The sequence below is a fragment of the Peribacillus sp. NPDC097675 genome (assembly GCF_050277655.1).
In the GTDB taxonomy this organism is placed as follows: Bacteria; Bacillota; Bacilli; order Bacillales; family DSM-1321; genus Peribacillus.
Map to the genome: position 1 here is coordinate 113,217 of NZ_JBNNSK010000001.1, position 22,217 is coordinate 135,433.

General features: G+C 39.4%; 20 protein-coding genes and 1 riboswitch. Of the genes, 18 read left to right on the forward strand and 2 right to left on the reverse strand.

Going from position 1 to position 22,217, the window contains the following annotated elements:
- Window positions 1–99 precede the first annotated feature (99 nt).
- From ACQKL5_RS00535 to ACQKL5_RS00570, 8 genes are all read left to right on the forward strand, one after another.
- Window positions 100–1,797 carry an AMP-binding protein gene (locus ACQKL5_RS00535; RefSeq protein ID WP_427605948.1) on the forward strand — a complete coding sequence of 566 codons (1,698 nt, stop codon included), beginning with the start codon at window positions 100–102 and terminating at the stop codon, window positions 1,795–1,797.
- Window positions 1,798–1,982: 185 nt separating this feature from the next.
- Window positions 1,983–2,570: a TetR/AcrR family transcriptional regulator gene (locus ACQKL5_RS00540; RefSeq protein WP_427605950.1), complete on the forward strand. Its 588-nt coding sequence runs from the start codon at window positions 1,983–1,985 to the stop codon at window positions 2,568–2,570.
- A gap of 117 nt (window positions 2,571–2,687) precedes the next feature.
- Window positions 2,688–3,461, forward strand: a complete 774-nt coding sequence (locus ACQKL5_RS00545; protein WP_427605951.1) for an enoyl-CoA hydratase — start codon at window positions 2,688–2,690, stop codon at window positions 3,459–3,461.
- Window positions 3,462–3,604: 143 nt separating this feature from the next.
- Window positions 3,605–4,378, forward strand: coding sequence for an electron transfer flavoprotein subunit beta/FixA family protein (locus tag ACQKL5_RS00550; protein ID WP_427605953.1), 774 nt, complete (start codon window positions 3,605–3,607; stop codon window positions 4,376–4,378).
- A gap of 71 nt (window positions 4,379–4,449) precedes the next feature.
- Window positions 4,450–5,427, forward strand: a complete 978-nt coding sequence (locus tag ACQKL5_RS00555) for an electron transfer flavoprotein subunit alpha/FixB family protein (protein ID WP_402960703.1) — start codon at window positions 4,450–4,452, stop codon at window positions 5,425–5,427.
- 205 nt (window positions 5,428–5,632) lie between these two features.
- Window positions 5,633–5,947, forward strand: a complete 315-nt coding sequence (gene trxA, locus ACQKL5_RS00560) for a thioredoxin (protein ID WP_427605955.1) — start codon at window positions 5,633–5,635, stop codon at window positions 5,945–5,947.
- A gap of 99 nt (window positions 5,948–6,046) precedes the next feature.
- On the forward strand, window positions 6,047–7,819 hold the full coding sequence (gene uvrC / locus ACQKL5_RS00565) for an excinuclease ABC subunit UvrC (protein WP_427605957.1): 1,773 nt from the start codon (window positions 6,047–6,049) through the stop codon (window positions 7,817–7,819).
- Between the two features lie 60 nt (window positions 7,820–7,879).
- Window positions 7,880–8,057: riboswitch (Lysine riboswitch) on the forward strand.
- 89 nt (window positions 8,058–8,146) lie between these two features.
- Window positions 8,147–9,379: an aspartate kinase gene (locus ACQKL5_RS00570; protein WP_427605959.1), complete on the forward strand. Its 1,233-nt coding sequence runs from the start codon at window positions 8,147–8,149 to the stop codon at window positions 9,377–9,379.
- Window positions 9,380–9,471: 92 nt separating this feature from the next.
- On the opposite strand, the gene ACQKL5_RS00575 is transcribed toward ACQKL5_RS00570, so the two are convergent.
- Window positions 9,472–9,825 carry a DUF3899 domain-containing protein gene (locus ACQKL5_RS00575; RefSeq protein ID WP_427605961.1) on the reverse strand — a complete coding sequence of 118 codons (354 nt, stop codon included), beginning with the start codon at window positions 9,823–9,825 and terminating at the stop codon, window positions 9,472–9,474.
- Window positions 9,826–10,122: 297 nt separating this feature from the next.
- Here ACQKL5_RS00575 and ACQKL5_RS00580 point away from each other — a divergent pair, with 297 nt between their 5' ends.
- The 5 genes from ACQKL5_RS00580 to ACQKL5_RS00600 all read left to right on the forward strand — a co-directional run bounded on the left by ACQKL5_RS00580 (window position 10,123) and on the right by ACQKL5_RS00600 (window position 15,876).
- The gene (locus ACQKL5_RS00580) at window positions 10,123–11,799 is read left to right on the forward strand and encodes a peptide ABC transporter substrate-binding protein (RefSeq protein ID WP_427605962.1); all 1,677 of its coding nucleotides are present in this window, start codon (window positions 10,123–10,125) and stop codon (window positions 11,797–11,799) included.
- Window positions 11,800–11,905: 106 nt separating this feature from the next.
- Window positions 11,906–12,835, forward strand: coding sequence for an oligopeptide ABC transporter permease (gene opp3b, locus ACQKL5_RS00585; RefSeq protein ID WP_427605964.1), 930 nt, complete (start codon window positions 11,906–11,908; stop codon window positions 12,833–12,835).
- The gene (gene opp3C, locus ACQKL5_RS00590; protein ID WP_427605966.1) at window positions 12,835–13,863 is read left to right on the forward strand and encodes an oligopeptide ABC transporter permease; all 1,029 of its coding nucleotides are present in this window, start codon (window positions 12,835–12,837) and stop codon (window positions 13,861–13,863) included. The genes opp3b and opp3C overlap by 1 nt, the downstream gene beginning before the upstream one ends.
- A 16-nt stretch (window positions 13,864–13,879) precedes the next feature.
- Entirely contained in the window at window positions 13,880–14,923 is a 1,044-nt protein-coding gene (locus tag ACQKL5_RS00595; RefSeq protein WP_427605968.1) for an ABC transporter ATP-binding protein, read from the forward strand.
- A complete protein-coding gene (locus ACQKL5_RS00600; protein WP_427605969.1) occupies window positions 14,923–15,876 on the forward strand; it encodes an ABC transporter ATP-binding protein in 954 nt (317 codons plus the stop codon). Before ACQKL5_RS00595 ends, ACQKL5_RS00600 begins: the two co-directional genes overlap by 1 nt.
- 290 nt (window positions 15,877–16,166) lie before the next feature.
- On the opposite strand, the gene ACQKL5_RS00605 is transcribed toward ACQKL5_RS00600, so the two are convergent.
- Window positions 16,167–16,622: a YslB family protein gene (locus ACQKL5_RS00605; protein ID WP_427605971.1), complete on the reverse strand. Its 456-nt coding sequence runs from the start codon at window positions 16,620–16,622 to the stop codon at window positions 16,167–16,169.
- Window positions 16,623–16,996: 374 nt separating this feature from the next.
- Here ACQKL5_RS00605 and ACQKL5_RS00610 point away from each other — a divergent pair, with 374 nt between their 5' ends.
- The 5 genes from ACQKL5_RS00610 to ACQKL5_RS00630 all read left to right on the forward strand — a co-directional run bounded on the left by ACQKL5_RS00610 (window position 16,997) and on the right by ACQKL5_RS00630 (window position 22,126).
- Window positions 16,997–17,605, forward strand: a complete 609-nt coding sequence (locus tag ACQKL5_RS00610) for a succinate dehydrogenase cytochrome b558 subunit (RefSeq protein ID WP_427605973.1) — start codon at window positions 16,997–16,999, stop codon at window positions 17,603–17,605.
- A gap of 72 nt (window positions 17,606–17,677) precedes the next feature.
- Window positions 17,678–19,429 (forward strand): succinate dehydrogenase flavoprotein subunit, encoded by a 1,752-nt coding sequence (sdhA, locus tag ACQKL5_RS00615; RefSeq protein ID WP_427605975.1) that lies wholly within the window; start codon window positions 17,678–17,680, stop codon window positions 19,427–19,429.
- A gap of 17 nt (window positions 19,430–19,446) precedes the next feature.
- The gene (sdhB, locus tag ACQKL5_RS00620; protein WP_427605976.1) at window positions 19,447–20,220 is read left to right on the forward strand and encodes a succinate dehydrogenase iron-sulfur subunit; all 774 of its coding nucleotides are present in this window, start codon (window positions 19,447–19,449) and stop codon (window positions 20,218–20,220) included.
- Window positions 20,221–20,422: 202 nt separating this feature from the next.
- Entirely contained in the window at window positions 20,423–21,496 is a 1,074-nt protein-coding gene (locus ACQKL5_RS00625) for a metallophosphoesterase (protein ID WP_427605978.1), read from the forward strand.
- A 165-nt stretch (window positions 21,497–21,661) separates the two neighbouring features.
- The gene (locus ACQKL5_RS00630) at window positions 21,662–22,126 is read left to right on the forward strand and encodes an acyl-CoA thioesterase (RefSeq protein WP_427605979.1); all 465 of its coding nucleotides are present in this window, start codon (window positions 21,662–21,664) and stop codon (window positions 22,124–22,126) included.
- The last annotated feature ends 91 nt before the right edge of the window (window positions 22,127–22,217 follow it).

Sequence of the window (22,217 nt, forward strand, 5' to 3'; positions counted from 1 at the left end):
TCCTTTATGCTTATCTTTTTCAAATACAATAATTGTAAGAAAATACCGACTGTATTATAATGAGTAAGAGTATTGAGAATATTCAGAAGGAGGGGGCAAATGAGCAATAAGCCATGGCAAGCCATATATCCGGAACAAATACCGACTGCTTTATCTTATGATGACAAACCGCTATATTCATTATTGAAGGAAGCCGCAGATGAATTTCCAGATAAGGTGTCCATTCACTTCCAAGGGAAGGAATTAACGTTCAAAGAAGTATATGAATCTTCGACTAAATTTGCATCCTATTTAAAGAGTATCGGCCTTAAAAAGGGAGAACGCGTTGCCGTAATGCTTCCCAACTGTCCACAGGGTGTCATTAGTTTCTTTGGAATATTGATGGCAGGTGGTGTAGTCGTCCAAACGAACCCTACTTATACGGAACGTGAACTGCACCAACAATTGAAGGACTCAGGAGCCAAAATAATCTTGGCGATGGACATATTATTTCCGCGCGTCACAGTTGCTTCCCAAGGTACAGAAATTGAACATATTATTGTAACCGCTATCAAAGACTACTTGCCCTTCCCGAAAAATCTTATCTATCCTTTCATTCAAAAGAAGGAATATGGCATTGTGGTCAAGGTGGAGCATGCGGGGAATCACCATTTATTCACTGAAATCATGAAGCAAAAAATATCTGGAGAAGTTGCTGAGCCGATTGATGTGGACAACGACCTGGCCCTATTGCAATATACTGGGGGAACAACCGGTACCCCTAAAGGCGTCATGCTCACCCATAAGAACTTAATTGCCAATACGGCAATGTGCAATGCTTGGCTGTATAGATGTAAACGTGGTGAAGAGCGGGTTCTGGCCATTCTACCATTTTTCCATGTGTACGGAATGACGACTGTTCTGGTTCTTTCCGTTATGGAAGGGAACACCATGATTATCATGCCGAAATTTGATGTTGAATCCACCTTGAAAACCATTCAAAAGCAGAGACCGACACTGTTTCCAGGAGCACCGACGATGTATATCGGTCTTTTGAATCATCCTGATGTTTCCAAGTATGACCTTTCATCAATCGAAGCTTGCCTAAGCGGATCGGCACCACTGCCATTAGAAATTCAGGAGCAATTTGAGACAGTGACTGGCGGAAAGCTAGTTGAAGGTTTTGGTCTCTCGGAGACATCACCAGTTACTCATGCCAACTTCATTTGGGATCAACCACGAGTTAAAGGAAGCATTGGTTTGCCTTGGCCGGATACAGACTCGGTCATTCTATCCTTGGAGACGGGAGAGGAACTTCCGCCTCATGAAATTGGTGAAATAGCGATTAAAGGCCCACAAGTGATGAAAGGGTATTGGAACCGTCCGGAGGATACAGAAAATACATTTAAAAACGGCTGGCTTCTTACGGGTGACTTAGGATATATGGATGAAAGAGGTTTCTTTTATGTGGTCGAACGTAAAAAGGATACAATCATTGCCGGAGGATTTAACATTTATCCACGTGAAGTGGAAGAGGTACTTTACGAACATGAGGCGGTCCAGGAAGTGGTAGTGGCAGGAATCCCTGATCCATATCGTGGTGAAACGGTCAAGGCTTATGTTGTATTGAAGAAAGGTGTAAGCGTAACGGAAGAGGAATTGAATCAGTTTGTGAGAAAGAGCTTAGCATCCTATAAGGTACCGCGTCTTTATGAATTTAGAGATGAGCTTCCTAAAACAGTAATTGGTAAGATTTTACGTAGAGTCCTTATTGATGAAGAAAAGAAAAAAGTCCCGACTGAAAAAAAACAGGCGTAAAATTCTTACGGAGCTAGTTTCAATTGGGCTCCGTATACAGATCAACTGGACAACCTGATGGTATGAGAGGTAAAATATAGAAGGATGTTACAGTCTAAGAGACTTTCTTCTTGACAGTAGAGAGTCATCATTTTATGATAGAAATATGAATGATGGTTCATTCATTTTCTGAAAGGGGACATCCAGTGAAACGCAACAGACCAAAGTATAATCAAATTATTGACGCAGCCGTAATAGTCATTGCCCAAAATGGTTATTATCAAGCACAAGTATCCAAAATCGCCAAGCAAGCAGGTGTGGCAGATGGCACCATTTATCTGTATTTTAAAAATAAAGAGGATATTTTAATATCGTTATTTCATGAAAAAATGGGCTACTTTGTAGAACAAATTGAAGAAGAATTAAAAGGTAAGACTTCAGTTTCCGAAAAACTCTTCCTATTAATTCAAAAACATTTTCAAATCCTTTCAGAAGACGTGAACTTAGCAATTGTCACTCAATTGGAATTAAGACAGTCGAATAAAGAATTACGACTTAGGATTAATGAAGTATTGAGAGGATATTTAAATTTAATTGATCAAATCATTACCGATGGGAAAGAGAATGGTGAATTTCTGCCTGATCTAAATAATTTACTCGCAAGGCAAATGATTTTTGGAACCATTGATGAAACAGTGACAACTTGGGTGATGAATGAACAAAAATATTCACTCTCAGATCTCGCAACTGAGGTTCACCGTCTTTTGCTTGGTGGTTGTGGAACGAAAGGTTAGTGCTGACGGGAGGATGGCCAGAACCATCCTCTAGCCATTTAGCTTTTCGGCTTTTTCTTCAGAAAATGGTACATAAGGAATTTTCAAAAAAGTTTGATTATGATGGGAGAGGTCGATATGGAATATCTTAAGCTCGCAGTTGAAAATCATGTTGCTTTTATAACGATTAATCATGCACCTGCAAATGCACTTTCATCAGCAATCATTGGTGAATTAGCGCAGGCCTTCGATCAAATCGAAAGCAATGAGGATGTTCGTGTGGTACTGCTTCATGGTGAAGGTAGATTCTTCTCTGCAGGAGCAGATATCAAAGAATTTACTAGTGTGGAAAACGGTAAAGCTTTTGAGAAACTGGCCCAAAATGGTCAATCCGTATTTGAAAGAATCGAATCTTTTCCTAAGCCGGTTGTTGCAGCGATTCATGGAGCAGCCCTTGGCGGAGGGCTAGAACTAGCTATGGCCTGTCACATTCGGTTAGTAACTGAACGCGCAAAATTAGGGTTGCCGGAATTGCAACTAGGGCTAGTTCCTGGATATGCTGGATCGCAACGTCTACCAAGATATGTCGGTATGGCAAAAGCCGCAGAAATGCTATTTACCAGTGAGCCGATAACAGGTACACAAGCGGTGGAGTGGGGGTTGGCAAACCATGCTTACACGGATGAAGAATTACTTCCAAAAGCGAAGGATTTGGCTTCTAAAATTGCCAAGAAAAGTCCACTTGCCTTGAAGGCGGCTATTGAACTATTGAATTATACGAAGAATGATTCCTTCTATAAAGGTGTAGAAAGAGAAACTGTTTTATTCGGTCACGTTTTTGACTCCGCTGATGCAAAGGAAGGCATTTCAGCCTTTATTGAAAAAAGGGAAGCGGTATTTAAAGGGCAGTGAATCTTAAGTGACATTTAAGTATAAGTAAATATATTACTAATATTTAAATAACAAGCAGGATTTTGAAGAGTCCTAGAGAATAACTAAATAGTATGCCTAAAATTCATAATCTTCAAAACTCAAATTATTCGGGAGGTATTATCGTGAACATTTATGTGCTACTGAAAAGAACATTTGATACAGAAGAAAAAATTACGCTTTCTAACGGAAAAATCAATGAGGATGGAGCAGAGTTCATCATCAATCCATACGATGAGTATGCCGTAGAAGAAGCAATCCAAGTACGTGACGCCCAAGGTGGAGAAGTTACGGTTATTTCCGTCGGATCTGAAGATTCAGAAAAACAATTACGCACAGCGCTTGCTATGGGTGCTGACAAAGCCGTTTTGATAAATATTGAAGACGACATAGAAAATGGCGATCAATTTACGACTGCCAAAATTATCGGAGAATACTTAAAAGATAAAGAAGCTGACCTAATCATTGCAGGAAACGTAGCCATTGATGGCGGATCAGGGCAAGTAGGTCCACGTGTGGCTGAAATATTGGATATTCCTTACATCACAACTATTACAAAACTTAACATCGCTAATGGAAATGTAAGCGTTATCCGTGATGTGGAAGGAGATTCCGAAACAATCGAAGCTACGCTTCCGTTGCTAGTGACGGCGCAACAAGGGCTGAATGAACCTCGTTATCCGTCTTTACCAGGGATCATGAAAGCAAAGAAAAAACCGCTTGAAGAGTTGGAATTGGATGATTTGGATTTGGAAGAGGACGATGTCGAGGCAAAAACAAAAACAATTGAAATCTTCCTTCCGGCCAAAAAGGAAGCTGGTAAAGTTTTAACTGGCGAAATCCCGAACCAAGTTAGCGAACTTGTTCAATTATTACGCAGTGAAGCAAAAGTAATCTAATAGAATACCCTTAATTGAAAATAAACAATACACAACAAAAAGATAAAATAGAGCACAGGAGGTTTTTAAAAATGGCTAGAAAGTTTCTTGTATTGGGCGAAGTGCGCGATGGTTCTCTAAGAAATGTATCGTTCGAAGCTATCGGAGCGGCGAAACTTGCTGCAGATGGTGGAGAAATCGTAGGTGTTTTAGTAGGTGACAGTGTTCAATCTTTAGGAAGTGAATTGATTCAGTATGGTGCAGACCGTGTTGTAGTGGTTGAACATGATCAATTAAAACAATATACATCAGATGGTTATGCTCAAAGTTTACTGGCTATTATCGAGCAAGAAAAACCAGAAGGCATTTTCTTCGGTCATACGGCGTTAGGGAAAGACTTGGCTCCCAAATTAGCTGGTAAGCTGGAATCAGGTTTGATTTCCGATGTAACTTCCATTGAGGAAGAAGGCGGAAATATCGTCTTCACTCGCCCGATATACTCTGGAAAAGCCTTTGAAAAGAAAATCGTTACAGACGGCATTGTATTTGCGACTATACGTCCGAATAACATTGAGCCTCTTTCGAAGGATGAGTCCCGTTCTGGAGATGTGTCTACATTAAGCGTGGATATTAAAGACTTACGCACAATCATTAAAGATGTAGTAAGAAAGGCAAGTGAAGGGGTCGACCTTTCAGAAGCGAAAGTAGTCATTGCTGGTGGACGTGGTGTGAAAAGTGAAGATGGATTCGAACCGTTAAAAGAACTTGCACAAGTTCTTGGCGGAGCAGTCGGTGCATCTCGTGGTGCGTGTGACGCTGATTATTGCGATTACTCTTTGCAAATTGGACAAACGGGTAAAGTCGTTACACCTGACCTTTATATTGCCTGCGGAATCTCTGGAGCTATCCAGCATTTAGCTGGTATGTCCAACTCTAAAATCATCGTAGCAATCAATAAAGATCCAGAAGCAAACATTTTCAACGTAGCTGATTATGGTATTGTAGGCGACTTATTTGAAGTTATTCCAATGCTGACGGAAGAATTCAAGAAGTTAAAAGTAAACGCTTAAGTATTGTATCCAGAAATATATAAGATAGGTGTTTGTCAGGTAACTGGCAAATGCCTTTCTTTTTGTACTGTTCTGTTAGTTAGATATCAGTATTTTTTCTCTAATTATGGACATGCTACCATTGAAGCAAAATAATAGCATCATTTCCTGTTCCAATGTTATACTAACTATAGTTATTTGAGTACATTTTAGGAGGAAATAATATATGGCTATCGTAAATGCAACTGATCAAACATTCTCAGCAGATACTAACGAAGGTGTCGTTCTTGTAGACTTTTGGGCTCCATGGTGCGGACCGTGCAAAATGATCGCTCCTGTTCTTCACGAGTTGGATGAAGAAATGGGCGACAAAGCGAAAATCGTGAAAGTAGACGTTGACGAAAACCAAGAAACAGCTGGCAAATTCGGCGTTATGAGTATCCCTACTTTAATCGTTCTTAAAGACGGTGAAGTTGTGGATAAAGTGGTTGGATTCCAACCGAAGGAAGCTCTTGCTGATCTTCTTGCTAAACACGCTTAATTCGAATGGAGAAAGAGCTTCAAGTCTATGGACTTGAAGCTTTTTTTTGTATCTTGATATATAATTAATTGTAAAATGGGAGAACAGGAGGCTGAACGCATGAATCAACGGATAAAGAATAAACTTGCCCTTCTCCCTGATCAGCCTGGTTGTTACTTAATGAAGGATCGTCAGGGAACAATCATATATGTAGGCAAGGCGAAAGTATTGAAAAATCGCGTCCGCTCTTATTTTACGGGTTCACATGATGGGAAAACATTCAGGCTCGTAAATGAAATTGAGGATTTCGAGTATATTGTTACCTCGTCTAATATTGAGGCGCTCATTTTAGAATTGAATTTAATCAAAAAACATGATCCAAAATATAATGTCATGCTGAAGGATGACAAGACCTACCCATTCATCAAGTTGACAGCAGAAAAACATCCGCGTTTAATCATTACCAGAAAGGTCAAAAAAGACAAAGGGAAATATTTTGGTCCATATCCCAATGCTTTTGCAGCCAATGAAACGAAAAAACTTCTCGACCGCATTTATCCTTTGAGAAAATGTAACACACTCCCAGACCGTGTCTGCCTTTATTACCACCTTGGCCAGTGTTTGGCCCCTTGTGTGTATGATGTAGAGGATCAGGAATATAAGCAAATCGTCGATGATATTAACCGATTTTTAAATGGCGGGCATACCGAGATTAAAAGGGAACTGACGGAAAAAATGCTTGAAGCTTCTGAAATGCTCGATTTTGAACGAGCAAAGGAATATCGGGACAAAATCGCTCACATCGAAATCACGATGGAAAAACAGAAAATGATGACGACCGATTTCATTGACCGGGATGTATTTGGTTTTTCTTATGATAAAGGATGGATGTGCGTCCAAGTATTTTTTGTGCGTCAAGGAAAGCTGATTGAAAGGGATGTTTCTCTGTTTCCAGTCTATGATGAACCGGAACAGGAGCTTCTTACGTTTCTGGGACAATTTTATGAAAAGACCAATCACTTTAAACCGAAAGAAATATTATTGCCAGAGTCTGTAGATGCGGAATTGGCAGAGGGGTTGCTGGGTGTAAAAACACTACATCCGAAACGGGGCCCTAAAAAAGAAATGCTTCAACTTGCTAATAAAAACGCCTCTATTGCACTTCAAGAGAAGTTTTCATTAATTGAACGGGATGAAGAAAGAACCATTAAAGCGGTGGAAAATCTAGGTGATAAATTAGGCATCTTCACTCCGCATCGAATCGAGGCTTTTGATAATTCCAATATTCAAGGAAGCGATCCGGTATCTGCATTGGTCGTCTTTATTGATGGAAAACCAGAAAAACGGGAGTATCGCAAGTACAAAATTAAAACGGTGAAAGGACCTGATGACTACGAATCGATGCGTGAAGTCGTCCGCAGAAGATATTCACGCGTTTTGAAAGAAGGTTTACCCCTTCCAGATTTAATCATTATTGATGGAGGGAAGGGACATGTGGAAGCTGTCCGGGATATCTTGGAAAATGAGCTTGGTCTGGATATACCACTTTCCGGTCTCATAAAGGATGAAAAGCACCGAACCTCCCAATTGATGATTGGCAACCCTCTCGAACTGGTTCCACTTGATTCGCGAAGTCAGGAGTTTTACCTGCTACAAAGAATTCAAGATGAAGTGCATCGATTCGCGATAACCTTCCATCGCCAGCTTCGGGGGAAAAATGCCATTCACTCGCTGCTTGACGATATTCCAGGAGTGGGTGAAAAGAGAAGAAAGCAACTCCTCAGGCATTTCGGGTCATTGAAAAAAATGAAAGAAGCCTCAATCGAGCAAATCACGGAGGCTGGAATGCCCAAAAATGTAGCAGAAGGAATCTTTAGAAAATTACAAGAATAACCTTGCTAGCGACTTTTTCCTATGATATGATATAAAGGAATTTTTAACATGACAATTTAGAGTGCTGATAGAGGTGCGGAATTCATTAGTAAAAACCTAGAGAAGTATGAGCTTCGATGAAGGGTTTTGAAAGGGAATAACGCCGAAGGAAGACAAGACTCATACCTTGTTTTTCTGGTCTGACCATTTAATAGGTGGCAGATTGTCAGGGTTGATACCCTGGAGAGCTATCTCACTGTGATTACTGCGCGGATATGTAACCACAGCAATGAGATATTTCTCATTGCTTTTTTTATTGCCTAAAAAAGATAGAGAGGATGCATATGAATGGCACTGATCGTACAAAAATTTGGCGGAACTTCTGTCGGAAGCGTCGAGAAAATTAAGAATGTTGCAAACCGTGTAATCGAGGAAGCAGAAAAAGGGAATGATGTCGTTGTCGTTGTTTCAGCTATGGGTAAAACGACGGATGAATTGGTTTCAATGGCGAAAGACATTTGTAGCTCTCCAAGTAAGAGGGAAATGGATATGCTATTGACGACTGGAGAACAGGTTACGATTTCCCTGTTAACGATGGCATTGATACAAAAGGGACATGAAGCAATCTCTTTCACTGGATGGCAGGCGGGGATGCAGACAGAATCGGTTCACGGAAATGCCCGGATATTAGACATCGATGCTTCTAGAATTCAAGCTCAGCTAAAAAAGAATAAAATTGTCATTGTCGCTGGATTTCAGGGAATGGATGAACAAGGGGAAATCACGACATTGGGTCGGGGCGGTTCTGACACTACTGCGGTGGCAATAGCTGCAGCCCTTAACGCAAAACGATGTGATATTTATACCGATGTTACAGGTGTTTTCACAACAGATCCACGCTACATACAAAACGCTAGGAAGTTACATTCCATTTCCTATGATGAAATGCTTGAGCTTGCCCATCTGGGAGCAGGGGTCCTGCATCCGAGAGCTGTTGAATATGCGAAAAACTATCAAATCCCGCTTGAAGTCCGTTCAAGCTTAGAAAAAGAATCTGGCACCATCATTGAGGAGGAAGCAACTATGGAAGAAAATTTAATTGTACGTGGCATTGCCTTTGAGGATAGTATTACAAGAGTTACAGTAAATGGTTTGCCTCATTCACTTAGCGTGTTATCAACCATTTTCACGACACTTGCGAAAAACCACATAAATGTAGATATCATTATCCAAAGCATGACAGCAGAGGATACAACCAATCTTTCTTTCTCTATTAAGAGTGAAGACACAAAAGCAGCTTTGCGTGTTCTTGAAAACAATAAAAGTCATCTGAAATTTGATTGTGTAGAAACGGAAGGCGAGTTGGCCAAAGTATCCATTGTCGGTTCAGGAATGGTTACTAATCCCGGAGTAGCGGCAGAGATGTTTGAAGTAATGGCCAATACAGGCATCCAAGTGAAAATGGTCAGCACTTCTGAAATCAAAGTTTCGACCGTCGTAAATGAAAAGGAAATGGTAAAAGCGGTCGAGGCCCTTCATGAGGCATTTAAGCTTGGCCAACATGCCAAAGTGCTTGCCTGATTGATCTTGGAGGGAATGGCTTATAAAATGCAAAAGGGCACCTAAAAAGGTAGCCCTTTTTAGGTGCCGATAGGTATAACGAAAGAGAAGGGTTATAGAAAATAATAGACACCAAGAGAAATCAACATGATGGCCATCATAATAAGACCGATGAGCAGGGAGAAGGAAGACGGTAGGGATACAACATCGGAAAGTTTGGGGATGTCTTCTTTTTCCTCTCCTAAATGCTGGTTTTGTATTTGGAATAACCTACGGAAACTATAAAAAACCACATCAAAAAATCCACGTTGAACGACAAAAGTGACTAGTGATAAAAGAATCAACCCTCCACCTATGTAAAAAGTCATATTAATGAAATTCAAAAGAGTTAAACCCTGGTGGAACATGAAGGATAGCACGATGGATAATGCGATCCCAGAAAACGTACCTATAAGTATTTTTTTCATTAAGTTTACCTCTAGTTCTTCTTTTTGTAAGTATATCAAAAACATGAATAAACAAAAAGATTTTTTGAAATAGTTTGAAGAGAGATGTTCAATAACTTAATAGTATTCTGAAAAATTAAAATATTATAAATAATTACACTTTAACTACTTAAAGTAATAAAAACCTAGAATATTCACTATTTTTATAGTATATGAATTTTTTTAAAATAATTTATTATTCTAAGTTATATACAAAATCGAAAAAATCAGTATAATTAAAATATGTTTTTAAAATATAGAAAGAGGGGTCAATGCAAAATGAAAAATTCAAAATTGGCAATCTTAGCCGGTCTAATGCTGGTTCTAAGCGTCATGCTAGCAGCATGCGGCGGTAATTCAGATAATTCTGAGAAAAAGTCAACTGGAAAAAAATTGGCTGATAAACAAGAAATTAGTATTATGAGTAAATCAGAAATCCCGGTCATGGATTCAGTGAAAACAACGGATACAGTAGGATTTAACTATTTAAATAACGTGAACGAAGGTTTATATACCATTGATAAAGATGGAGAGACAGTACCTGCTCTTGTTGATGGAGAACCGGAAGTAAGTAAAGATGGTAAAACGTATACGTTTAAATTGATAGATTCAAAATGGTCGAACGGTGATCCCGTTACAGCAAACGATTTTGTTTTTGCCTTTAAACGTGCAATGGACCCAGAAGTGGCTTCTGAATATGGTCCTTACATGATGAATGGAAAAATTGCAGGTGCATCAGAAATCACAAACGCGGCTGCTAAGAAAAAATCATATGATTTAGACAGCCTTGGTGTGCAAGCGGTTGACGACAAAACACTAGCAATTACGTTTGAAAAACCACTTGCTTACTGGAAAGAATACTTATCTTTTGCAACATTCTTCCCGCAAAATGAAAAGTTCGTTAAAGAACAAGGCGACAAATATGCTACAAGTGCAGACACGCTATTGTACAACGGTCCCTTTGTCATGACTTCTTGGAAAGGTCCAACTGCGACAGAGTGGGAACTACAAAAGAACACGAATTACCGCGATGCGGATTCTGTTAAGTTAGAAAAAATCACGGTCAATGTTTCAAAAGACAACAATGCACAAGTAAATGCATTTGAAGCTGGAGAAGCAGACATCACGGACTTACTAACATCTGATCTTGTCCCACAATATGAAGGGGACGAGCGTTTACAAACTAATTTGGCACCAACAGTCTTCTGGATGAAGATGAATGAGAAAAATAAGGCGCTTGCGAATGTCAACATCCGTGAAGCACTTGCAAAAGCTTTCAATAAAGATGACCTTGCATCAAGCGTCCTAGGTGATGGTTCAGTTGCTGCAAATTACTTTGTACCAAAAGATTTCGTAAGCTATGATGGAAAAGACTTCCGCGAAGAAAATGGAGATCTAATTACATTTAACGCAAAAGAAGCAAAAGCGGCTTGGGAAAAAGGCTTAAAAGAATTGGGCGTTAAAGAACTTACTTTCAGCTATATGGGTGATGAAACTGATTCTGCCAAAAAAATCGCTGAATATATGAAAAACCAATTAGAGAAAAACCTTCCGGGTTTAACAATCAAAGTCGAAAGCGTTCCATTCTCAATTAGATTAGATCGTACGAAAAAAGGTGATTTTGATTTGGTTGTATCAGGTTGGGGACCAGATTATAAAGATGCCATTTCGTTTACTGATCTTTGGTTAACAGGTGGAACAAATAACGAAATGAATTATTCAAACCCTAAATACGATGAACTGATCAATAAAGCTACAACAGAATTGACGGACGATCCGGCTGCATATGCGAAGGCTATGCAAGATGCTGAAAAGCTCTTCTTGACGGAAGATTTCGGAATTGCGCCAATTTATCAACGAGTAGAAAACATCCTTGTGAATCCTAAAGTCAAAGGAATTGTTAAGAGTGATTTAGGACCACATTATTACTACAAAGGTGTAACAGTAGTAGAATAAGCAAATTTTAAAGCTAGAAAAGAGAGTATATCACTAGTATATACTCTCTTTTCACTATAAAACTATTGTCGAAAAAGAGAGAATTTTATATTTTGTGAGGTGTACGATGGCCAGATATCTAACGCAACGGATCATATATATGTTAATTACTTTATTTATCATAGCAAGCTTGACGTTCTTTCTAATGAAGATGATCCCGGGTTCTCCTTTTGCAAATGCAAGTAAGTTGTCGGAAGCTCAATTTCAAATCATGGAGGACAAGTATGGATTAAACGAGCCTGTACCCGTTCAATACGGGAAATACATGTTGAACCTAATCAAGGGTGATCTGGGGGTTTCGTTTCAATTCAACAATACACCCGTCACACAATTGCTAGGAGAACGGATCCAGCCTTCCTTGGTATTAGGATTCCAAGCAATGTTTTTTGGAACGGTTTTTGGGATTTTCTTGGGTGTAATTGGGGCCCTCAAACAAAATACATGGGCTGATTATGGAACAACACTCATTGCGGTCTTGGGTAAATCGATACCAAGCTTCGTATTCGCCGGCTTGCTGCAATATTACATCGGAGTGAAATTGGGTTGGTTACCGGTTATGTTCTGGAAAGGTTGGGAGTACAGCATTATGCCAACGATTGCATTAGCGATGTTCCCGATAGCCACATCTGCCCGTTTCATGAGGACTGAAATGATTGATGTCCTCGGTTCGGATTATATCACCCTTGCCAAGGCAAAAGGGGCGAGTAATTTTGAAGTGGCTTTCAAACATGGCTTGCGAAATGCCTTGATACCGGTCATAACTGTACTAGGGCCACTAACGGTATCACTCATGACTGGTTCGCTTGTCATTGAACAAATATTCGGAATACCAGGGATTGGGGAACAATTCGTTAAATCAATAACGGTGAATGATTACTCGGTAATCATGGGTACGACATTACTCTTTTCATTCTTATTTATCGTTATCGTTTTATTGGTCGACATTCTCTACGGTATAATCGATCCACGTATTAGGTTAGCGGGAGGGAAAAAATAATGGCAAACAAAGAAATGAGAATGTCTAAAAGTCAATTTGCACCGGCCATTATGGACGCCACGATAAGTGAAGCAATCAATAAGCCGAGTATCAGTTTCTGGCAGGATTCCTGGATGCGAATTCGTAAAAATAAAGCAGCCCTTGTAAGTATGGTATTGATTGCTTTAGTTTTTATTTTTGCTTGGGTAGCACCTCTTTTTAGTGGACATGGATTGGATGAACAAAATTTACAACGTACAAATCTTCCATCTAAGATTCCTGTCTTGGAAAACGTAAGCTGGCTTCCATTTGATGGTACAAAGACATTAGCAAATGGTACTGTAGTGGATGTTTACGAACAGAAAAAGATTGAAGAGCATTATTGGTTTGGAACGGATGGACTTGGTCGGGATGTCCTTACCCGAGTGGCCAAAGGAATCCAAATATCTTTATATATTGCCTTTTTAGCTGCTTTACTCGATATGGTCATCGGTGTGGCGTATGGAGCTATTTCTGGTTATTTTGGCGGGAAACTTGATAATGTCATGCAACGTATTGTTGAAGTCGTTTCAGGCGTACCTAACCTCGTAGTGGTCATCTTAATGATCCTTGTTTTCGAACCAGGTATCTTGTCCATTACCATCGCTTTGGCCATTACAAGCTGGACTAGTATGTCCCGTGTCGTCCGAGCTCAGGTCATGAAGTTAAAAGAACAAGAATTTGTCTTGGCTTCCAGGACACTAGGAAGCTCAAATTTAAAAATCATTTTAAAACATTTGCTACCAAACTTAGCAAGCGTCATTATCATCAATACGATGTTTACCATACCAAGTGCGATTTTCTTCGAAGCTTTCTTAAGTTTCATTGGATTGGGTCTGCAATCCCCACTAGCATCACTTGGGACGCTAATCAACGATGGTTTCAAAACGCTTAGACTATATCCACATCTGATGTTATTCCCAGCATTTTTCATCAGCCTTATCATGGTTTGCTTTAATATGATTGCCGATGGACTTCGTGATGCATTAGATCCAAAAATGCGAGATTAATAGGGGAGGAAATGAAATGAAAAACCTATTGGAAGTAAAAGATTTACATGTATCGTTTCATACCTTTTCTGGTGAAGTCCAGGCGATCCGTGGTGTGAACTTTGAATTGAAAAAGGGGGAAACCCTGGCGATTGTAGGAGAATCTGGATCTGGTAAGTCGGTGACATCCAAATCTATCATGAGACTGCTGCCACCAAACAATTCAGAAATCAAAAGTGGTGAAATTCTTTTTGAAGGAAAAGACTTGGCCAAGCTGTCTAATAAAGACATGCAAAAGGTCCGAGGAAAAGACATCTCGATGATTTTCCAAGATCCGATGACATCGTTAAATCCTACAATCAAAGTGGGCAAGCAAATCATGGAGCCCATTTTAAAGCATCAACATGTCAGTAAATCGGCTGCAAAGGAACGTGCGATTGAATTATTGAAGCTTGTGGGTATTCCAAATCCAGAGCAACGCTTCGAACAATATCCTCACCAATTTTCTGGGGGAATGAGACAACGTGTCGTCATCGCCATCGCTTTAGCATGTAACCCAAAAGTCTTGATTGCGGATGAGCCTACGACTGCTTTGGATGTGACCATTCAAGCTCAAATCCTTGAATTGATGAAGGATTTACAAAAGAAAATAGAGACATCAATTATCTTTATCACTCATGATTTGGGTGTAGTTGCGAACATAGCGGATCGAGTAGCGGTGATGTATGCAGGGAAAATCGTTGAAATAGGTACGGCGGATGAAATTTTTTATAATCCGCAGCATCCATACACATGGGGACTCATCAGTTCGATGCCAAGCCTAGACGATACCGGGGAACAAGAGTTGTATACGATTCCTGGCACACCACCCAATCTGTTGAATCCACCAAAAGGTGATGCCTTTGCTCCAAGGAATGAGTATGCAATGCAAATTGATTTAGAACAACAGCCACCTGTTTACAAAATATCCGATACGCATTATGCAGCAACTTGGCTTTTACATCCGGATGCGCCTGAGGTGACACCACCTCTAGCTGTTCAAAAACGCATGAAGCAATTCGTTCAGGGGGTAGCTAAATAATGGAACAACGTGAAAAATTAGTGGAAGTCAAACATTTAAAACAATACTTCAATAATGGCAAGCCTAATATGGTAAAAGCAATCGATGATATTTCTTTTGATATTTATCAAGGGGAAACGCTTGGATTTGTTGGGGAATCGGGTTGCGGCAAATCGACAACCGGTCGGACAATCATCCGCTTGTATGACGCAACAGATGGTGAGGTCCTTTTCAAAGGGGAAAGTGTCCATGGAAAGAAATCCAAGAAAGAACTGAAAGATATGAACAGAAAAATGCAAATGATCTTTCAAGACCCATATGCTTCGCTAAATCCTAAAATGAAGGTTGTCGATATAATCGCAGAGGGAATCGATAACCATGGTTTATCCAATACAAAAAAAGAGCGTTTAGAACGGGTCTATCATTTACTTGAAACGGTTGGATTAAATCGTGAACATGCAAATCGGTATCCACATGAATTCTCTGGAGGACAGCGTCAACGTATCGGGATTGCGCGAGCCCTGGCTGTTGAACCGGAATTCATTATCGCAGATGAACCGATTTCCGCGTTGGATGTATCCATTCAGGCACAGGTCGTAAATCTATTGAAAAAACTTCAAAAAGAAAAAAATCTAACATACTTGTTCATTGCCCACGATCTATCGATGGTCAAATACATCAGTGATAGAATCGGCGTTATGTACTTCGGTAAGTTAGTGGAGCTTGCACCTAGTGAAGAGCTCTATAACAACCCGATACATCCGTACACACAATCCCTGTTATCTGCAATTCCGCTTCCGGATCCAGAAATGGAGCGTACAAGGCAAAGGAAAGCCTATAACCCCGCTACACATGCTTATAAGGCAGATGAAGAAGTGAAAATGCGTGAGGTAAAGCCAGGCCACTTCGTTTTGTGTTCTGAACGCGAATTTCATCAATTCCAAGGTAATGTAGTAAATGATTTTCGGTCATGAAAAAGGAAGTCCAATATTTTAAGTCCTAAATGAATGGGGCTTAGATTATTGGACTTATTTTTTTGAAGTCTACAACTATCTATTTTAGAAAAAGGATTAGTTTCTTCTTATTATATTGTAGTCTACATCATCAATTTCTTTCTTGTGTAGGATATATGCTGTTTCGTGTTAGTGGAGTTAAGGGTGCAGCGCTTTGAGGTGGAAGAAATACGTGGAATCATTACAGAAAAAAGCCCCTTCAAAACAAGTCGGCCTAACCTAGGCATCCTTTTTTTTGAAGGGGTTCATGCTTAAATAGAATCTTTTGGATCCCAACGGATGGTGAAGTCAACTTTTTTGGCACGACGTTTGATTTCTTCCGTAGCTTCACTGAGGAACTTTTTTTGTAGGGAAAATTGTTCGGCAAGGAAGCCTGCTTCCAATTGGAAGTGAGCGTCAGGATATAAATCTAAACGACGGCTGATCATATCTCCAGATAAGGATAGTTCCATCTCGGTCTTGGAAAGCTTTATGATTTCAAGATGGCCCCAACCTGCATTATGGAAAAACGCAGCTACCTCCTGGTCGCCATTCAACGGGAATTTTCTTGCTAGTTGTTTACCTGCCCAATATAGGATTTGATAAGAGTCATTCCCGAGAATATCGTTCAATAAAAATTCTCTGATCAGTTCGTAGCCGAAAGCCGGAACCTGGAATTCTTCCGTTTGAATTTCTTCTTCTATAGCTGCAGCAATATTTTTTTTCATGTATTATCGCCTCTTTCTGTAAATCTATTATAAACGTTTTCCATTTGCGAATTATACTGTTTTTTTAAATATTCAAAGAATAAATGTAAATAAATGTTAAATTATACTAAAATATTAATAGATTAGTTAGTAATTTCACATAATTAGTATTAAAAACTATTTAATTTCATACTAATCTTCTGAAAATATTTATTTTAAAAAAGAGAAATCTTGTATCCGTTTTCTTGACGCCCATTGAAGTCAGGAGTAAAATGGACTTGTCACATAATTGTAAGAAAGTATAGAGGGGGACTATTAGACTCTATACTTATTTTCACGCGGAGATAATAGATAGATCTTTGCATGATTTTTCACAAATTAAGGGGGGGCACTTAGTGGCAAAGAATCGTGAGTTTGGGAATCGTAGGCTTCATTCACTTCTAGGGGTAATACCAATCGGTCTATTCCTAATTTTCCACTTGTCAGTTAACTTTATGGCAACAAAGGGAGCAGAGACATTCAACGGAGCAGTTCATTTAATTGAATATACTCCAGTGTTGATTTTGGTAGAATGGGTAGTAATCTATCTACCATTAATTTTCCATGCAGTTTATGGAATTTATATTGCCTTTACAGCAAAAAACAATTTAGGGAAATTCAGTTACTTCCGTAACTGGATGTTCATGCTACAACGTTTAACAGGCATCCTAACATTGATTTTCCTTGTTTGGCATATTTGGCAAACTAGGATTCAAAGAGCTTTTGGGGAAACAGTAGATTTTGATATGATGGCAGAGGTTTTCTCTAATCCATTTATGATCGGTTTTTATATCGTTGGTATTGTTTCGGCAATTTTCCACTTTGCTAATGGGTTATGGTCGTTTGCAGTAAGTTGGGGACTAACCGTTTCACCTAAGTCGCAAAGGGTTATGACTTATGTTACTTTAATCATTTTCGTTCTTCTTTCTTATATAGGAATTAGCGCAGTTTTCGCTTTCGTATAAGTAGCAGAAGAAATTAATTTATACGTACTAGAAAAAACAAAGCTTTTCTAATGGAATAAGGGAGTGACACAATTGGGTAAAGGTAAAATTATTATCGTCGGTGGAGGTCTAGCTGGTTTAATGGCTACGATCAAAGCAGCAGAGTTAGGACAACATGTTGATTTATTCTCATTAGTTCCAGTAAAACGATCTCACTCTGTTTGTGCACAAGGCGGAATCAACGGGGCAGTTAATACAAAAGGTGAAGGCGATTCTCCATGGCTTCACTTTGATGATACAGTATATGGTGGGGATTTCTTAGCAAATCAACCTCCAGTTAAAGCAATGTGCGATGCAGCACCATCCATTATTCATATGTTTGACCGTATGGGTGTTATGTTTAGCCGTACGCCGGAAGGTCTACTTGATTTCCGTCGCTTTGGTGGAACACAATTTCACCGTACAGCTTTTGCTGGTGCAACAACTGGTCAGCAATTGCTTTATGCATTGGACGAGCAAGTTCGTCGCTATGAAGTAGAAGGTCTTGTAACGAAATATGAAGGTTGGGAATTCCTTGGAGCTGTTATTGATGATGATCAAACAGCACGTGGTATTGTAGCTCAAAACTTGACTTCAATGGAAATCCAATCATTCCCTGGCGACGCAGTCATCATGGCTAGCGGTGGCCCTGGAATCATTTTCGGTAAATCCACTAACTCTATGATCAATACAGGTTCAGCTGCATCTATCGTCTATCAACAAGGTGCACATTATGCGAATGGTGAGTTCATTCAAATTCACCCGACAGCAATCCCTGGTGATGATAAACTTCGCTTGATGAGTGAATCTGCTCGTGGTGAAGGTGGACGTATCTGGACATATAAAGACGGAAAACCATGGTACTTCCTTGAAGAGAAATACCCGGCTTATGGTAATCTAGTGCCTCGTGATATTGCAACACGTGAAATCTTTGACGTGTGTGTAAATATGAAACTAGGTATTAACGGAGAAAACATGGTTTACCTTGACCTTTCACATAAAGATTCACATGAACTGGATGTTAAGCTTGGTGGAATCATTGAAATCTATGAGAAATTCGTTGGTGAAGATCCTCATAAAGTACCAATGAAAATCTTCCCTGCCGTTCACTATTCTATGGGCGGACTTTGGGTGGATTATGACCAAATGACAAACATCAAAGGTTTATTCGCTGCTGGTGAGTGTGATTACTCTCAACATGGTGGGAACCGTTTAGGTGCGAACTCACTTCTTTCAGCCATCTATGGTGGTTCAGTTGCTGGTCCGAATGCTGTTAAATACATTCAAGGGCTTGATAAAACTTCAGATTCTCTTCCTTCTTCATTGTTCGAAGGGTATAAAAAACAAGAGCAAGAGAAATGGAATTCAATCATGTCTCTTAATGGTAATGAAAACGCGTATGTCCTTCACAAAGAACTTGGTGAATGGATGACTAACAACGTTACTGTTGTTCGTTACAATGACAAGCTTAAAGAGACAGATAATAAAATTCTTGAGTTGATGGAGCGTTACAAAAAAATCAACATCAACGACACGGCTAAATGGAGCAACCAAGGAGCTGCCTTTACTAGACAACTTCAAAACATGATGCAATTGGCACGTGTAATTACAATTGGTGCCTTAAACCGTGATGAAAGTCGTGGAGCACATTACAAACCTGACTTCCCGGAACGTAATGATGAGAAGTTCATGAAAACAACAATGGCTACATTCCAAGGACCAGATCAAGCACCTGCATTCCATTATGAAGATATTGATGTATCACTAATTGCACCGCGTAAACGTGATTACACGACTACACATTAAAGAGGGGGAGCATAAAAATGGTTGAAACTAAATCTGAGACTAAAACAGTCCGTTTTATTATTACTCGTCAAGATACACCTGATTCAGCTCCTTATGATGAGGAATTTGAATTAGCATACCGTCCAAATATGAACGTCATTTCTGCTTTAATGGAAATTCGTCGTAATCCGGTAACTGTACAAGGTAAACAAACTACTGCTATCGCTTGGGACATGAACTGTCTTGAAGAAGTTTGTGGTGCCTGTTCAATGGTCATCAATGGTAAGCCAAGACAGTCTTGTACTGCTCTTATTGACCAATTAGAACAACCTGTACGCCTTGCGCCGATGCGTACTTTCCCGGTTATACGTGACCTTCAAGTCGACCGTAGCCGTATGTTTGATTCATTGAAAAAGGTAAAAGCTTGGATCCCAATTGATGGTACGTATAATCTTGGACCAGGACCACGTATGCCAGAAAAGAAACGTCAATGGGCATATGAATTATCAAAATGTATGACTTGTGGCGTATGTTTGGAAGCTTGTCCGAACGTTAATGACCATTCTAACTTCATGGGACCACAACCATTATCACAAGTTCGTTTATTCAATGCACATCCAACTGGTGCAATGAACAAAGCAGAACGTTTAAACACAATCATGTCAGATGGCGGTCTTGCTAACTGCGGGAACTCACAAAACTGTGTGCAGTCTTGCCCTAAAGGTATTCCGTTGACTACATCGATTGCAGCATTAAACCGTGATACTGCCATTCAACAATTCCGTAACTTCTTCGGAAGCGACGAAGTTTAATAACTAAAGGAAAGATCCCATATCCCTAGGATATGGGATCTTTCCTTTTATAAATATCGAACAGATTAAAAGCCCAGAATTATCCCCATTAATTCTTTACTACAATGAAATTCACTCAAAAAAAATATGTATTTCGGTAACATACTAAACAGTATTTTTTTCGTCTTCAAGGAGATTCTACCCTTATAGGAGGGGTCAGAATATGAAAAACGGCTCTGTTCAAAAAATCTCTTTTATTTTAATTATCTGTGGTTTCATGCTTGTGAATGCTTTCCCACTTATAAGTAGTACAAAAGATACGGCCTCATTGGTGGAATTCATTAAGAATTCAAGAGTTGGTAGTATAGTAAATGCTTCAGCTAAATCGGTAAGTCAAGAACTTGATTTAACAATTTTATACACGAATGATACCCATGCTCATCTGAAAAGCATCCCACGTCGTTTTACAGCAATCAATAAAATAAGGGACGCAAAAGAAAATGTCCTGTTACTCGATTCGGGCGACGTATTTACAGGCTCTCCCTTCTTTGATCAATATCTTGGCCAAGCAGATATCCACTTTATGAATAAAATCGGGTATGATGCTATGACACTGGGTAATCATGAATTCGATAAGTCATCGACCATATTGAGAGACTTTATAAAAGCTGCTGCTTTTCCCATTGTGACTGCTAATATCAATTTTTCTAAAGATGAGGATTTAAAGGAATTGGCTCATACAGAAATTGATACATCGGGTAGGAAAGGTAACATTTATCCGGCAGTAGTCAAAAAAATCAAAGGCCAGAGGGTGGGGGTTGTTGGTCTGACGACGGAAAGGACAACCCTTTTATCCAAACCTAATAAGGAAATCGTATTCGAAGGTGCTTTTGAGAAAGCTGAGAAAACAGTAAAAGCACTTGATGCTAAAGGGGTCAATAAAATCATTGTCCTTTCACACCTTGGTTACGGCTATGATAAAAAGTTAGCAAGGACAGTTAAAGGGATAGATGTTATCGTCGGTAGCCATTCTCATACTAAGTTGAAAGTACCTGACGTCTATAATCGAAAGAAGGAACCGACTCTGATAGTACAAGCAGGCAGGTATGGAAGGTTTCTTGGGGATTTAGATGTTACGTTTGATAATACCGGGAAATTGATAAAATGGAATGGAAAGCTCATTGATATACTGGTGAAAAACGAAGCAGGGGAATTTTTGTATGCAGAAGACAAGTGGGCCAAAAATCGTCTTGAGGAATTCAGTATCCCCATTAAGGAAATGAAAAAGAAAAAATAATAGAGTGAACAAAAAGGAAGACGTGTTCCCTTCCTTTTTGTTCATGATCATATTCTGGTTAAATGGAGAGATAGATTAGAAAAATAATTAAAAATATCTTCCCATTCCCTTTTTTTTCTTATAAGATGAATGAATAGCCATTCATTTTAAAGGGGGATTCTCAAATTGAGTAGAATACCATATATCGATAATATAAAAGAGTGGAGCAGTGAGTTTTCTTTTAAACATGACATTAAAGTCCGTTTTTCTGAAACAGACATGTTTGGTCATCTAAATAATACAGTGCCATTCACTTACTTTGAAGAGGCGAGGATTGAGTATTTTAATAGTATGGGCTTCATGATGGACTGGTTGTCAGCAGAAAGTGATTTGATTCCGGTTGTAGCCGATTTACAATGTGATTATATCCAGCAAGTATTTTTTAACGATCAATTGACGATTCACGTAAAAGCTGCCCACATTGGCAATTCTTCAATAGATATTCATTATCTGGGAACAAAAGAAGATGGCAAGGCTTGCTTCACGGGTAGGGGAACGATCGTCCAAGTATCGAAGGCTACCGGGAAGCCTGTTCCTTTGGCTGAAGATATGAAAAAATGGATGTCACAAACAAGTGTCAATCGCCTTTAAAAGTAAAATTTCAATTAGACAAGTAAAAGAGTCACTCCCTTGCCATAGCCGACATACTATATCTTGACTAAATAGACACCCACTCCGGGTT